Here is a 14,170-nt window from a genome sequence, read left to right as displayed (position 1 = left end):
ATTCGTGCGTCAAGCGCGCGATTTACTTACCCAATAACGCCACGATTCGCCGACATCGACGGTTCAGACCGACTTCCGCCTCGAAAAAATAGACCCGCTCCACGGTAAAAATCTCCTCCGGGAATCATATAAGCGAAATTCGCGCACGAGCGAAGAACATCCATTACGTCTACATGTATTGGGGCACGCTTTCTGGCAATACCTGATCCAACCCATGCGAAATCCATGCAAGCCATTGATTAACATGGCAAACATTCGCCACAGTCACATTAATTCATTTACCGGATCGCCTTTGAACGGCAGCCATACGAGACAGCACTTCGTTTAACGCGTTACCCTCGATTTCGATTTTCCGCAACCCGCCCCTTTTCTCAGGTTGACGGATATCGCCTCTGTATTTAACAATTGTCTGCGGAATCGAAAAAAACGATTTTTCGATACAGGAAAGAACCGGGTATCGCACGATGCGCTTTCGAGGCCGTGCGGCGAAATACCACCACCATAATCAATCAACCGGGCCAGAAATACGCAGCCATGAACCAGATTCAGACCATGCGTGTATTCGTCTGCGTCGCCGAGCAGCAGAGCTTCCGGCGCGCGGCACACCATCTCGGCGTGTCCAATGCCCTCGTCACGCGTTCGATCGCGATGCTCGAGGGTCACCTGAACACCCGGCTGATCCATCGCACCACGCGCAACCTGTCGCTGACCGAGGCCGGCGTGCGCTACCTCGACGGGTGCCGCGCGCTGCTGGAGGAATTCGATCACCTCGAATCGTCCGTCGCGCATGCCGTGCGCGAGCCGGCCGGCACGCTGCGCGTCGTCGCGTCGGGGCTGCTGTCGCCGCTGGCGCTGACGCCGCTCGTCAGCAGCTTCCGGCACCGCTACCCCGAGTTGCGCGTGCAGCTGACCGTCGCCGAAGGGCCGCTCGACGTGCTCGATTCGGGTTACGACGTCGGCATCGTCACCGGCAACCGGTTCGACGGCAACCCGACGCTGATCGGCCATGCGCTCGCGCCGAACCCGTTCGTCGCGTGCGCGGCGCCGGCCTATCTCGAGCGGCGCGGCGAGCCGCGCGTGCCCGACGACCTCCCCGGCCACGACTGGGTCACGCTCGCACCGCACCAGCATGCGCCCGCGTGGCAACTGGTCGGCCACGACGGCGTCGCGCATGCCGTCACGGTGCGCCCGACCTGCACGGTCAACCAGCTCGCGCTCGTCCAGGCGGCCGCCGTGGCCGGCGCCGGTATCGCGGTGCTGCCCGAGCCGTGCGTCGCCGACGCGCTCGCGAGCGGCACGCTCGTGCGGTTGATGGCCGGCTACCGGATCGACGATCCCGATACGCAGTTGTCGCTCGTCTACCCGAATCGCCAGTACGTGCCGGCCCGCACGCGCAGCTTCGTCGAACATGCGCTCGACCACTTCAGCGCGCAGCCGGCCCGCGAACGGACCGACTACGGCTTCCTGCGGCCGCCGCGCGGGCCCGATCGCGCCGACATCGTCACGGGCCTGCAGTAAACTGCGCGCGTCAGCCATCGGAGGTGCAGCGTGCGCGTGATCCTGTTCAGCAGCCGCCAGTACGACGACGATTCGTTTGCGGCCGCCAACCGGCAGTTCGGCTATCGGCTGCACTTCCAGCCGTCGCACCTCGACGCGGAAACGGCGATCCTCGCGCACGGCTATGACGTCGTTTGCCCGTTCGTCAACGACAGCGTCGACGCGGCCGTGCTCGAACGGCTCGCGGACGGCGGCACGCGCCTGATCGCGCTGCGCTCGGCGGGCTTCAACCATGTCGACCTGGCGGCCGCCGAGCGGCTCGGCGTCACGGTCGTGCGGGTGCCCGCCTATTCGCCGCACGCGGTTGCCGAACACGCGGTCGCGCTGATCCTGGCGCTCAACCGGCGCCTGCCGCGCGCGGTCGCGCGTACCCGCGAGGGCGACTTCTCGCTGAACGGGCTGCTCGGCTTCGACCTGCACGGCAAGACCTTCGGCGTGATCGGCACCGGCCTGATCGGCAGCGTGTTCGCGAAGATCATGATGGGCTTCGGAATGCACGTGCTCGCGCACTCGATGCCGCCGTACGACGACGAGCTGATCGCGTTCGGCGCACGCTACGTCGAGCTCGACGAGCTGCTGCAGCGCGCCGACATCGTCAGCCTGCACTGCCCGCTGCTGCCGTCGACCCACCACCTGATCAACGAACGGACGCTCGCGCGGATGAAGCCCGGCGCGATGCTGATCAACACCGGGCGCGGCGGCCTCGTCGACGCGCACGCGCTGATCGACGCGCTCAAGAGCGGCCGGCTCGGCCATCTCGGGCTCGACGTGTACGAAGAGGAAAGCGGGCTCTTCTTCGAGGATCACTCCGACCTGCCGCTGCAGGACGACGTCCTCGCGCGCCTGCTGACGTTCCCGAACGTGATCGTCACGTCGCACCAGGCGTTCTTCACGCGCGAGGCGCTCGCCGAGATCGCGCACACCACCCTGCTGAACATCGAAGCGTGGCATGCGGGCACACCGCAGAACGTCGTCACCGCGAATCGCTGAGAAACCAACGAAATACCCGCATTTCACGCGTGCCGGCGAGAACGCAATCGTTTGCTTTTCGATTTCGCTGCACCGCCGACATTTTTCGTCAACAATTTTGCGCTTTGTTTCGACTGATGTAGCGATTCCCGCGCCGCGTCTGCTATCGTTGCGCCGACGTTATCCCGCCGCCTGCCCCTCATGCGTTTCGACGACTCCGACATCGCCGCCGTCTACCGCGCCATTTTCGAACGGCGCGACATGCGCCACTTCACGCCGGCGCCCGTCGATCCGGCCGTGCTCGCGCGTCTGCTGCGCGCGGCGCATCACGCGCCGAGCGTCGGCTTCATGCAGCCGTGGCGTTTCATCCGCATCACCGATCCCGCGCTGCGCACCGCGATCCACGCGCTGGTCGAGGCCGAGCGGCGCGCGACCGCCGACGCGCTCGGCGAGCGCCAGGACGAATTCATGCGGCTGAAGGTCGAAGGCGTGCGCGAATGCGGCGAGTTGCTGGTCGTCGCGCTCGCCGACGGCCGCGAGCGCCACGTATTCGGCCGCCGCACGTTGCCGGAAATGGACCTGGCGTCTACCGCATGCGCGATCCAGAACATGTGGCTCGCGGCCCGCGCCGAAGGGCTCGGGATGGGCTGGGTGTCGCTGTTCGACGTCGACGCGCTGCGCGCGCTGCTGCGGATGCCCGACGGCGCGAAGCCGATCGCCGTCCTGTGCGTCGGGCACGTCGACGCGTTCTATGCGAAGCCGATGCTCGAGCAGGAGCGCTGGGCCGCGCGGATGCCGATCGAAGCGTGCCTGTTCGAAAACGGCTGGGACGATCCGGCCGCGGCCGATGCGACCGGAGCGCCTTCGTCGCTCGCCAACGCGGAACCGGCAGCGGGTACCGGCGCCGGCGCCGACGCGGCAAACTCGCCGACTCCAAGCGTCGACGGGTTCCCGGAACGCGTCGCCTGACGCGCACACCGGCGCCGCCGCCGTTCCGTCCCCCCGCCCGATTCACCGCCGCAAACCCCGCCGAATCCCACACTGTGAGTTTCCCGCGCGCTGCCCCGTCGCACGCCGGCAACATCCGTTTTGGCCCCAAGCATAGGGGTTTTCACTGAAGTAGAATCGCGACTGTCGTCCGCCTCGCCGTCCGTCCGCCCCGCGCATCCCGCGCCCGCCCGAGCGACGGCTTTTCCCGAGCCTTCCGCGATGCCCTTACCTCTTTTCGCCCTCGCCGTCGCCGCATTTGGAATCGGTACCACCGAGTTCGTGATCATGGGGCTGCTTCCGAACGTCGCGCGCGACCTCGGCGTGTCGATCCCGGCTGCCGGGATGCTCGTGTCGGGCTATGCGCTCGGCGTGACGATCGGTGCACCGATCCTCGCGATCGTCACCGCGAAGATGCCGCGCAAGCGTGCGCTGATGGGCCTGATCGGGCTGTTCATCGCGGGCAACCTGTTCTGCGCGATCGCGCCCGGCTATGCGGTGCTGATGGCTGCGCGCGTCGTCACCGCGTTCTGCCACGGCGCGTTCTTCGGGATTGGCTCGGTGGTCGCGAGCAATCTCGTCGCGCCGAACCGTCGCGCGCAGGCGATCGCGCTGATGTTCACCGGCCTCACGCTCGCGAACGTGCTCGGCGTGCCGCTCGGCACCGCGCTCGGCCAGGCGTTCGGCTGGCGTGCGACGTTCTGGGCCGTCACCGGCATCGGCATCGCCGCGGCCGCCGCGCTCGCCGTCTGCCTGCCGAAGCACCTCGCGATGCCCGACACCAGCATCACGCGCGAATTCGGCGTGCTGAAGCACCCACAGGTGCTGATGGTGCTCGGCATCAGCGTGCTCGCGTCGGCGAGCCTGTTCAGCGTGTTCACGTACATCACGCCGATCCTCGAGGACGTGACGGGCTTCTCGCCGCGCCAGGTCACCTACGTGCTGCTGCTGTTCGGCCTCGGGCTGACGGTCGGCGGCACGCTGGGCGGCAAGCTCGCCGACTGGCGCCGGATGCCGTCGCTGATCGCGACGCTCGCATTGATCGGCGTGGTCCTCGCGCTGTTCGCGGGCACGATGCATCTGCCGTTCGCCGCGCTCGCGACGATTTTCGTGTGGGGCATCCTCGCGTTCGCGATCGTGCCGCCGCTGCAGATCCTGATCGTCGACCGCGCGAGCGACGCGCCGAACCTCGCATCGACGCTGAACCAGGGCGCGTTCAACCTCGGCAACGCGACCGGTGCATGGCTCGGCGGCATGGCGATCGGTTCCGGCGTGTCGCTCGTGAGCCTGCCGTGGGTCGGCGTCGCGATGGTCGTCGCCGCGCTCGCGCTCACGCTGTGGTCGGCGTCGCTCGAACGCCGCCCGGTGGCCGTGCCGACCGAATACGTATGAAGCCGCGCTGTCGCGATCGTTGCGCACGCAACCCCACGCGGACCTGATGGCCTTCATGGACCTTTCAAGGGCCGCGGTGTAGCATCCCGGCCGATGAAAGCCATTCTCAATCGTGATTTCCTTGCGCTGATCCTGAGCGTCGCGGTCGTCGGTCTCGGCACCGGCGCCACGCTGCCGCTCACCGCGCTCGCACTGACCGAGGCCGGACACGGCACCAACGTCGTCGGCATGCTGACGGCCGCGCAGGCGCTCGGCGGCCTCGCGATCGTCCCGTTCGTCACCGCATTGGCGCGGCAGATCGGTGCGCGCCGCGCAATCGTCGTGTCGGTCGTGCTGCTCGCGGCGGCTACCGCGCTGATGCAGTTCACGTCGGACCTGGTCCTGTGGGGCGCGCTGCGCGTGCTGTGCGGCGCCGCGCTGATGCTGCTGTTCACGATCGGCGAGGCGTGGGTCAACCAGCTCGCCGACGATGCGACGCGCGGCCGCGTCGTCGCGATCTACGCGACCAATTTCACGCTGTTCCAGATGGCGGGCCCCGTGCTCGTGAGCCAGATCGCCGGCGCGACGGGCATCCGCTTCGCGCTGTGCGGCGCGCTGTTCCTGCTCGCGCTGCCGACGCTCGCGACGATCCGGCGCGCGCCGCTCGCCGGCGACGACGCGCATCACGAAGCGCACGGCCGCTGGCTCGACGTGCTGCCGCGCATGCCCGCGCTGATCATCGGCACCGGCTTCTTCGCGCTGTTCGACACGCTCGCGCTGTCGCTGCTGCCGCTCTATGCGATGGATCACGGCGTCGCGAGCGCGACCGCCGTGCTGCTCGCGTCGATCATGCTGTTCGGCGACACCGCGATGCAGTTCCCGATCGGCTGGCTCGCCGACAGGCTCGGCCGCGAACGCGTGCACCTCGGCGCGGGCTGGATCGTGCTCGCCGGCCTGCCGCTGCTGCCGTTCGTCATCGCGAATCCGTGGCTGTGCTGGCCGCTGCTGTTCGTGCTGGGCGCGGCGGCCGGCAGCATCTACACGCTGTCGCTCGTCGCGTGCGGCGAGCGCTTTCGCGGTGCGGCGCTCGTCACCGCGAGCTCGCTCGTCTCGGCGTCGTGGAGCGCCGCGAGCTTCGGCGGCCCGCTGGTCGCCGGTGCGCTGATGGAACAGCTGGGCAGCCACGCGCTGGTCGGCGTGCTGGTCGTCTGCGTCGCGGCGTTCGTCGCGGCCGCGCTGTGGGAGCGCCGCGCCGCGTTGCAGCGCGCGGTCTGACACCGGCACATACGCGCCGCGACGCAGCAACGCGCGGCGCCGACACGACCGTCGCGCGCACTCGCGCGGCGCGGCCCCGGCAGCGCCGTTCGCACCGCGAAAACGACGACGGCCCGCGCCATGCGGGCCGTCGTGTTCGGGTCGCGATACGTCGCGTATTACGCGTTACGCGTTACGCCTTCAACGCCGGCAGGATCTTGCCGGCACACGTGCCGAACCCGACGCGATAGCCGTCGCCCTCGCACCATCCGGCGAGCGTGAGCTCGTCGCCGTCCTCGATGAACGTGCGGCTGCCGCCGCCGTTCAGCGCGACCGGCTCCTTGCCGTTCCACGTCAGTTCGAGCAGGCTGCCGAACGAATCCTTCGTCGGCCCGCTGATCGTGCCCGAACCCATCAGGTCGCCCACGCGCGTGTTGCAGCCCGCGACCGTGTGATGCGCGAGCTGCTGCGCCATCGTCCAGTACATGTGTCTGAAGTTCGTGCGGCAGATCGACGTCGCCTCCGCTGCCCCGTCGGCGCGCAACGTCACTTCGAGCGCGATGTCGAACGCACGCTTGCCCGCGTGCCGCAGATACGCGAGCGGCTGCGGCGACTGCTCGGGCTGCGCGACGCGGAACGGTTCGAGCGCGTCGAGCGTGACGATCCACGGCGAAATCGTCGTCGCGAAACCCTTCGAGTTGAACGGGCCGAGCGGCACGTATTCCCACTGCTGGATGTCGCGCGCGCTCCAGTCGTTCAGCAGCACCATCCCGAAGATGTGCGCTTCCGCGTCCTCGCACGCGATCGGTTCGCCGAGCGCGTTGCCCTTCCCGACGATGAAGCCCGTCTCCAGTTCGATGTCGAGCTTGCGGCATGCGCCGAATACCGGGCGCTCCTGGTCGGGCAGCTTCAACTGCCCGTTCGGGCGCCGCACCGGCGTGCCGCTCACCACCACCGACGACGCACGGCCGTTGTAGCCGATCGGCATCTCCGACCAGTTCGGCAGCAGCGCGTTCTTCGGATCGCGGAACATCGAGCCGACGTTGGTCGCGTGCTCCTTCGACGAATAGAAATCGGTGTAGCCGGGAATCTCGACCGGCAGATGCAGCGTCGCATCGCGCTGCGCGACCAGCACCTGCGCACGCAGCGCCGCGTCGTCGCGCAGCCGCGCGTTGTCGCGCGAAAACAGATCGGACAGCTGCACGCGCACGCCGCGCCATGCGTCGCGGCCGAGTGCGATGAACGCATTGAGCGTCGGCGCGGCGAACACGTCGGCGCCGGCCGGCAGCGTCACGAGGCCCGCGCGCGCGAGCGCCGCCAGATCGACGATCTGGTCGCCGAGCGCGACGCCCGCACGGCGCGAAGCTTGCTTCGCATCGCTGAAGATCCCGAACGGCAGATTCTGGATCGGGAAATCGCAGGCGGCGTCGTTCGCCGACTCGACCCAGCTCTTGCGGGCCGGGTCGAGCGTCGCGCGCCAGTCTTGGGTATCGCTCATCGTTGCTCCGGATTGAAGTGTTTCTTGATGCGTTGCCAGCATTCGAAGTAGTCGGCCTGCAGCTGCGCGGTGTCGAGCGCGTAGCGCGTCGGCCGGATCAGCGTGCGGGTTTCGAACATGAACGCCATCGTCGCGTCGACCTTGTGCGGCTTCGACGTGTCGCTCGCGGACGCCTTCTCGAACGTGTCCGCGTCGGGCCCGTGGCCCGACATGCAGTTGTGCAGGCTCGCGCCGCCCGGCACGAAGCCTTCGGCCTTCGCGTCGTACGCGCCGTGCACGAGCCCCATGAACTCGCTCGCGACGTTGCGGTGGAACCACGGCGGGCGGAACGTATCCTCGGCCGCGAGCCAGCGCGGCGGGAAGATCACGAAGTCGATCGTGTCGACGCCCGGCGTGTCGCTCTGCGACTGCAGCACGAGGAAGATCGACGGATCGGGATGGTCGAAGCTGATCGAGCCGATCGTGTTGAACAGGCGCAGGTCGTACTTGTAAGGCGCGTAGTTGCCGTGCCACGCGACGACGTCGAGCGGCGAATGGCCGATGTCCGCGCGCCACAGGCGCCCGTTCAGCTTCGCGATCAGTTCGAATGCGCCTTCACGGTCTTCGTACGCGGCCTGCGGCGTCAGGAAATCGCGCGGGTTCGCGAGACCGTTCGAGCCGATCGGGCCGAGATCCGGCAGACGCAGCAACGCGCCGAAGTTTTCGCAGATGTAGCCGCGCGCGTCGCCGTCCGGCAGCGCGACGGTAAAGCGCACGCCGCGCGGGATCACCGCGATCTCGAACGGCTCGACGTCGAGCCGGCCGCATTCGGTCGCGATGAACAGGCGCCCCTGCTGCGGCACGATCAGCAGTTCGCCGTCCGCGCTGTAGAAGAAGCGGTCCTGCATCGAGCGGTTCGCCGCGTACAGGTGGATCGCGCAGCCGTTCATCGCGGCGGCCGAACCGTTGCCGGCCATCGTCACCAGTCCGTCGACGAAATCGGTCGACTCGACCGGCATCGGCAGCGGATCCCAGCGCAACTGGTTCGGCGGCGTCGGCGGCACGTCGGCCGAGTCGCCGAACTCCGATACGAGCCGCGGCGAGCCCGCGTACGGCTCGAACGGCCGGTGCACGGCGGCCGGGCGAATGCGGTACAGCCACGAGCGTCGGTTGTGGCCGCGCGGCGCGGTAAACGCGGTGCCCGACAATTGCTCCGCATACAGTCCGTACGGTGCGCGCTGCGGCGAGTTGCGGCCGTGGGGCAGCGCGCCGGGCAGTGCCTCGGTCGCGAATTCGTTCGCGAAACCGCTCAGGTAGCCGGCAGTCGCCGGCTTCGACAAATCAAGCGTCATCGTTTCCTTTCTCCGTCAATTCATGGCGGCGTTCGGCGCCTGCGCGCCGTTGCGCCGCGTGACGCCCGCCAGGCCGAGAACGAACAGCGCCGAGCACAGCACGGGCACCGCGGCCGCGTGGAACAGCGCGCCGTTCGACCAGTTGAGCGCAATCAGTTGTCCGCCGACGAGCGGCCCGAGCACCGAGCCGATCCTGCCGATGCCGAGGCTCCAGCCGATGCCCGTCGAGCGCAGCGACGTCGGGTAATACTGGCCCGCGAGCGCGTTCACGGCCGGCTGGCCGCCGACCACGCAGAACCCGCCCGCGAACACGACCACCAGCAGCCACGGCAGCGCATGCGCGACTGAACCGATCAGCCCCACCGACACGGCCGCGCACGCGAAGCACACGAACAGCACGCGCACGAAGCCGTAGCGTTCGATGAACCAGCCGAGCGACAGCGTGCCGATCACGCCGCCCGTCTGCAGCACCGTGCCGACGATCACCGCCGTGCCCGGCGAATAGCCGGCGTCGCGCATCACGGTCGGCAGCCAGTTCGACAGGAAGTACAGATCGATCAGGTTCATGAAGCTGATCGCCCACAGCAGCAGCGTGACCGGCAGGCGGCCGTGGCTGAACAGTTCGGCGACCGGCGCCCCGCTCGCCGCGCGCTCGCGCACGACGAGCCGCGTGGCCGCATCGATGCCGGCCTGCGGCGCGAATCGCGCGAGCCAGTCGCGCGCCTGCGCGACGCGCCCTTTCAGCACCAGGAACTGCAGCGACTCCGGCAGCCGCGCGACCATCGCGAGCGTCAGCACGAGCGGCACCGCGCCGCCGACGAAGAACACCGAGCGCCAGCCGAACGCCGGAATCAGCGCCGCGCTGATGAAGCCGCCGATCGCCGCGCCGAGCGTGAAGCCGCACGACACGATCATCATCCGCTTCACGCGATGCGCGGCCGGGCTGAACTCGCCGACCAGCGCCATCGCGTTCGGCATGATGCAGCCGAGGCCGAGCCCCGTGACGAAGCGCAGCGCCATCAGCACGGGGATCGAGCCCGCGAACGGCGTCGCGAGCATCGTCACCGCGAAGAACAGCGTCGAGCCGATCAGTACCGGGCGCCGCCCGATCCGGTCGGCGAGCACCGACAGCCCGAGCGCGCCGAGCAGCATCCCGAACAGGCTCGCGCTGAACACCGGGCCGAGCGCCTGCTTCGGCACGCCCCATTCGGCGATCACGCTGGGCGCGACGTAGCCCATCGCCTGCGCATCGAAACCGTCGATCACGAGGCACAGCCCGCACAGCACCAGCAGCATCCAGTGAAAACCCGGGCGATGGGTCTCGTCGATCACGCGCTCGACTTCGAGCACGCGCGCGTCGGCCGGCGCCGCGCTCATTGCGCGACCTCGGCGGCCGGGTGGACGGGCGGCGTCACGCCCTGGCGCGCGAGCGCCATCGCTTCGCGCAGCACGTCGGCATCGCCGATCTGGTTCGCGAGCAGCAGGATCAGCTTTGCGTTGACGAGTTGGCTGTCGGCGTCGGACAGGTCGCGATGCATGTCGATCAGCGCTTCGTAGAACGCGTCCGGATCGGTCAGGCGCGGGCGGGTGTCGAGTGAGGCCATGGCGAAGTCTCCGGTGTCTTTGTCGTGTATTCAGCGGGCGCAGGTCGCGCGCGCCAGTGCGTCGGCGATCGCCCGACGGTCGAGCGTGCGCGTGCGTGCGCAGACGTGCTGGTCGGGCCGCAGCAGGTAGAACGTGCCGGGCTGCGCGTCGTAGCGTTGCGCGGCGAGGCCGTCGACGTCCTCCACGACGTCGACGCCGGCCACCGGCTGCGCGTGCCCGGCCGGCACGACGAGCACGGGCCGCACCGGCAGCGCGAGGCCGTCGAGCGCCTGGGCGAGCGCGGCCGCGTCGCCCGGCAACCCGAACAGCATGCCGGTGAAGCCGCGGCCCAGATGCTGCAGCAGCCAGCCCGGCGCGCCCTGCGCACGCACCGGCGCATCGGCCGCCGCGGCACCGGGGCGCATTGCCCCCGCGAACGCGTCGCCGTCACGGTCGGGCGTATTCAGCGGCGAATCGGCGAGCACCGCCGGCACCGACAGGCGGCCGCTGTTCACGAGCTTGCGCGCGAACTCGCAGTCGCGCGCGAGCTTCAGCGTCGCGTCGCGGAACACGCGCGACACCGGGCTCTTCGGCGTGATGAAGTCGGTCGAGCGCGTCGAATTGCGGATGTTCTCGTCGGCCGCGAATTCGCGTTCGCTCGCATACGTATCGAGCAGGCTGTCGGCCGCCCGCCCTTCGAGCACGAGCTTCAGCTTCCATGCGAGGTTGTCCGCGTCCTGCACGCCGCTGTTCGCGCCGCGCGCGCCGAAAGGCGACACGCCGTGCGCGGAATCGCCCGCGAACAGCACGCGGCCGTGACGGAACGACTCCATCCGCTGGCAGCGAAACGTATAGACGCTCACCCATTCGAGCTCGAACTCGACGTCCGGCCCGAGCAGCGCACGCACGCGCGGGATCACGCGCTCCGGCTGCTTCTCCGCGACGGGGTCGGCGTCCCAGCCAAGCTGGAGGTCGATGCGCCACACGTTGTCGGGCTGGCGATGCAGCAGCACCGACTGATTCGGGTGAAACGGCGGGTCGAACCAGAACCAGCGCTCGGTCGGAAACTCCGCCTTCATCTTCACGTCGGCGATCAGGAAGCGGTCCTTGAACGTGCGGCCGTGGCTTTCGAGGCCCATCATCGTGCGCATCGGGCTGCGCGAGCCGTCGGCCGCGATCACGTACCGCGCGCGCAGCGTCGCGACGCCATCCGGCGTCTCGATCGTCACGACCGCGTGCTCGGCCGACTGGTCGATGCCCGTCACCTTGTGCTTCCAGCGGATGTCGATGTTCGGCAACTCGAACGCGCGCTCGGCCAGATAGCCTTCAACGTAATACTGCTGCAGGTTGATGAACGCGGGCCGCGCGTGCCCTTCCTCGGGCAGCAGGTCGAATGCGTACAGCTGCTCGTCCTGCAGGAACACCTTGCCGACGTGCCAGCTCACGCCCTTGTCGACGAAGCGCTCGCCGCAGCCGAGCCGGTCGAAGATCTCGAGCGTGCGCTTCGCGAAGCAGATCGCGCGCGAGCCGGTCGACAGCGTGTCGTCGTCGTCGAGCAGCACGACCGGCACGCCCTGCTGCGCGAGGTCGATCGCCGCCGCGAGGCCCACCGGGCCCGCGCCGACGACGATCACCGGATGAACGGTTGCGTCCTGCGCACACGGACGGTATTCGAACTTCAGCGTCTGGTAATCGATGCTCATGGTCGCCATCCGCTCCTCAACCCTGCCGGGCGCCCGACGGCGCGCCCGTGTTGCCTTTCATCTCCTGCCGGCGCGCGTGCCCGCCTGTCCTGTCAACCGCCACGTCTCGCTCCTTGCTTCCTGTTGATTCGTGAACGGCGCCGTTTCCCGGCGCCCGCATGCCGCATTTCTTGATCGGCGACAAATCCCTGGATTTACGAATAGTAAAACCAATTACGAATAGTGAAATCAACGTAAACCCTAGGCGCTCCTGCCGGGACGGGATAACCATATGAGCGAAACGCCAAGCCGAGCCTGGCGCGCGCTGCTAATATCGAGATACGAGGCGGCCCTATCGGCCGCCGTTTTTCCTTTTCACGCCGATGATTCCGCCCACCATCCCCGAGCTGGTCGCCCGTGCCGGGCAACTGCCGTATCTGCGGGAGCACCTCGCGCTGGCCGAAGGCGGCACCGCGTGCGCGAATCTGCCCGAGCGCACGCTCGCCAGCGCGTACGAACCGATCTACGACGTGACGATGCCCGGCGCGCCGCAGTCGACGTCGTTCGCCGACGCGATCGAGCGCTACGGCGACGAACTCGGCTTCCAGGCCGTCACGGTCGTCACGGGCGCGCCGCACGATCCGGTCGACTCGGCCGTCGAAGACCAGACGCTCGTCGCGATCGACCGTCTGTCGCGCGCGCTGCACGCGATCAATTTCTTCGGTGCGCAGCGCCACGGGCTGCTGTTCCTGCGCGTACACGAGCGGCTGCTCAAAAGCGTGAAGTACGACCACGGCAAGCATTTCTCGACGGTGCTGCAGCGCTTCGGGCTGCCGACCGAGCGGATCGTGATCGAGCTGCCGGCGGTCGCGGTCGCGCACAAGACCTTCCTCGGCTACCTGACGCGCAGCTACCAGCACCACGGCTTCAAGGTCGCGGACAAGCTGCCCGACCCGGGCCGCATCCTCGCGGTCGAATCGGAAATGGCGCGGCCCGACTACATCAAGATGGATGCGGGCATCGCGCTGCGCGGCGGGATGGTCAAGGCGCTCGTCGCGTATGCGCAGCGCATGCGGATTCCGTTGATCTTCGACGGCGTCGTCGACGAGACGCAGTGCGATCTGCTGCGCCAGCACGACGTGCGGTTCATGCAGGGGCCCGTGTTTGCGAAAGTGGTGACGGCGTGAAGACGGGTGTGACCCTTCGCCCGACGATCGGGCGTCAACGCACCGCGTAGTGCGCGCGAGAAGCCGCGTGCCGGCAGGGGTAGAGTCGCCCGGCACGTTTCGGCAGGTAGATGCGGAACCGGAACGCTTGCGCGGCCCGTCACGCGAGGCCGGGCGGCGCGTTATCCACAGTGCCGATAGGCCGAACGCGGGTGGGAACCGCTCGCGCGTCCGGAATCGGGAAGTCGATACGGACGGCCAAGCCTAGTCCTCACCGCCATCGTCGTACTTCGGCAGATCGTCGTCGATCTCGATGCCCGGGAAACGATCCCCATACCAGACGTGCCACGCGGGGCGCAGCCGCGACGGCTCGTCGAGCGTCGCGTAATTGATTTCGACCGTTTCGGGCGCATCGATGAGCCGGTATTCGAGCTGCGCGCCGCACCGGTTGCAGAAACGCCGCTCGCCCCACGCGCTCGACGCGTAGACCGTCGGCTCGCCTTGCAGGTACGTGAACGCGTCGATCGGCACCGATGCCGATGCGACGACCGCCGCCCCGGTCGTGCGCTGGCAGAGCCGGCAGTGGCAAAAACCGGCGTCGGCCGGAACATCGGTGATCCGGTATCGAATCGCGCCGCATGCGCATCCGCCTTCCATCGGTTCCGCGTCGGACATGGCAACCCTCTTCGTCGGTGACCCGGCGACCGATCATGCGCGCGGTTCGTCCGTCGCACAACCGCCGGCGACGATACGATGCCCGTCGGTACCCGC

At 68.3% G+C, this 14,170-nt stretch carries 12 protein-coding genes; 6 read left to right on the top strand and 6 right to left on the bottom strand.

What is annotated here, in order from left to right:
• Positions 1-534 precede the first annotated feature (534 nt).
• From WJ16_RS03780 to WJ16_RS03760, 5 genes are all read left to right on the top strand, one after another.
• Entirely contained in the window at positions 535-1,518 is a 984-nt protein-coding gene (locus WJ16_RS03780; protein ID WP_069255904.1) for a LysR family transcriptional regulator, read from the top strand.
• Between the two features lie 30 nt (positions 1,519-1,548).
• On the top strand, positions 1,549-2,547 hold the full coding sequence (locus tag WJ16_RS03775) for a 2-hydroxyacid dehydrogenase (RefSeq protein ID WP_069255903.1): 999 nt from the start codon (positions 1,549-1,551) through the stop codon (positions 2,545-2,547).
• 180 nt (positions 2,548-2,727) lie between these two features.
• Positions 2,728-3,495, top strand: coding sequence for a 5,6-dimethylbenzimidazole synthase (gene bluB, locus WJ16_RS03770; RefSeq protein WP_069255902.1), 768 nt, complete (start codon positions 2,728-2,730; stop codon positions 3,493-3,495).
• A 240-nt stretch (positions 3,496-3,735) separates the two neighbouring features.
• Positions 3,736-4,905: an MFS transporter gene (locus WJ16_RS03765; RefSeq protein ID WP_069255901.1), complete on the top strand. Its 1,170-nt coding sequence runs from the start codon at positions 3,736-3,738 to the stop codon at positions 4,903-4,905.
• A 93-nt stretch (positions 4,906-4,998) separates the two neighbouring features.
• The gene (locus tag WJ16_RS03760) at positions 4,999-6,159 is read left to right on the top strand and encodes an MFS transporter (protein ID WP_069255900.1); all 1,161 of its coding nucleotides are present in this window, start codon (positions 4,999-5,001) and stop codon (positions 6,157-6,159) included.
• A 172-nt stretch (positions 6,160-6,331) separates the two neighbouring features.
• Here WJ16_RS03760 and fahA read toward each other — a convergent pair whose 3' ends face one another.
• The 5 genes from fahA to WJ16_RS03735 are packed head-to-tail and all read right to left on the bottom strand — an operon-like array spanning position 6,332 to position 12,263.
• A complete protein-coding gene (fahA, locus tag WJ16_RS03755; protein ID WP_069255899.1) occupies positions 6,332-7,636 on the bottom strand; it encodes a fumarylacetoacetase in 1,305 nt (434 codons plus the stop codon).
• Positions 7,633-8,967, bottom strand: a complete 1,335-nt coding sequence (gene hmgA, locus WJ16_RS03750; protein WP_069255898.1) for a homogentisate 1,2-dioxygenase — start codon at positions 8,965-8,967, stop codon at positions 7,633-7,635. The genes fahA and hmgA overlap by 4 nt, the downstream gene beginning before the upstream one ends.
• Before the next feature lie 15 nt (positions 8,968-8,982).
• Positions 8,983-10,344 (bottom strand): MFS transporter, encoded by a 1,362-nt coding sequence (locus WJ16_RS03745; RefSeq protein WP_069255897.1) that lies wholly within the window; start codon positions 10,342-10,344, stop codon positions 8,983-8,985.
• Positions 10,341-10,571, bottom strand: a complete 231-nt coding sequence (locus WJ16_RS03740) for a DUF2783 domain-containing protein (protein ID WP_069255896.1) — start codon at positions 10,569-10,571, stop codon at positions 10,341-10,343. Before WJ16_RS03740 ends, WJ16_RS03745 begins: the two co-directional genes overlap by 4 nt.
• A gap of 30 nt (positions 10,572-10,601) precedes the next feature.
• A complete protein-coding gene (locus WJ16_RS03735) occupies positions 10,602-12,263 on the bottom strand; it encodes an FAD-dependent oxidoreductase (protein WP_069255895.1) in 1,662 nt (553 codons plus the stop codon).
• Between the two features lie 353 nt (positions 12,264-12,616).
• On the opposite strand from WJ16_RS03735, the gene WJ16_RS03730 reads away from it, so the two are divergent.
• The gene (locus tag WJ16_RS03730; RefSeq protein WP_069255894.1) at positions 12,617-13,420 is read left to right on the top strand and encodes an EAL domain-containing protein; all 804 of its coding nucleotides are present in this window, start codon (positions 12,617-12,619) and stop codon (positions 13,418-13,420) included.
• A 243-nt stretch (positions 13,421-13,663) separates the two neighbouring features.
• On the opposite strand, the gene WJ16_RS03725 is transcribed toward WJ16_RS03730, so the two are convergent.
• Entirely contained in the window at positions 13,664-14,074 is a 411-nt protein-coding gene (locus WJ16_RS03725) for a GFA family protein (RefSeq protein WP_069255893.1), read from the bottom strand.
• Between the last annotated feature and the right edge of the window lie 96 nt (positions 14,075-14,170).

Origin of the sequence: Burkholderia metallica, from assembly GCF_001718555.1 — a bacterium.
GTDB lineage: Bacteria > Pseudomonadota > Gammaproteobacteria > Burkholderiales > Burkholderiaceae > Burkholderia > Burkholderia metallica.
Note: the sequence above shows the minus strand (reverse complement) of the source record. Positions and strands in the feature narration are given on the sequence as shown.

Excerpts from the sequence above, each read along its gene's own strand:
- WJ16_RS03780 (WP_069255904.1), top strand. The coding sequence starts at position 535 with ATGAACCAGATTCAGACCATGCGTGTATTCGTCTGCGTCGCCGAGCAG.
- bluB (WP_069255902.1), top strand. The coding sequence starts at position 2,728 with ATGCGTTTCGACGACTCCGACATCGCCGCCGTCTACCGCGCCATTTTC.
- WJ16_RS03765 (WP_069255901.1), top strand. The coding sequence starts at position 3,736 with ATGCCCTTACCTCTTTTCGCCCTCGCCGTCGCCGCATTTGGAATCGGT.
- WJ16_RS03760 (WP_069255900.1), top strand. The coding sequence starts at position 4,999 with ATGAAAGCCATTCTCAATCGTGATTTCCTTGCGCTGATCCTGAGCGTC.
- fahA (WP_069255899.1), bottom strand. The coding sequence starts at position 7,636 with ATGAGCGATACCCAAGACTGGCGCGCGACGCTCGACCCGGCCCGCAAG.
- hmgA (WP_069255898.1), bottom strand. The coding sequence starts at position 8,967 with ATGACGCTTGATTTGTCGAAGCCGGCGACTGCCGGCTACCTGAGCGGT.
- WJ16_RS03745 (WP_069255897.1), bottom strand. The coding sequence starts at position 10,344 with ATGAGCGCGGCGCCGGCCGACGCGCGCGTGCTCGAAGTCGAGCGCGTG.
- WJ16_RS03740 (WP_069255896.1), bottom strand. The coding sequence starts at position 10,571 with ATGGCCTCACTCGACACCCGCCCGCGCCTGACCGATCCGGACGCGTTC.
- WJ16_RS03735 (WP_069255895.1), bottom strand. The coding sequence starts at position 12,263 with ATGGCGACCATGAGCATCGATTACCAGACGCTGAAGTTCGAATACCGT.
- WJ16_RS03730 (WP_069255894.1), top strand. The coding sequence starts at position 12,617 with ATGATTCCGCCCACCATCCCCGAGCTGGTCGCCCGTGCCGGGCAACTG.
- WJ16_RS03725 (WP_069255893.1), bottom strand. The coding sequence starts at position 14,074 with ATGTCCGACGCGGAACCGATGGAAGGCGGATGCGCATGCGGCGCGATT.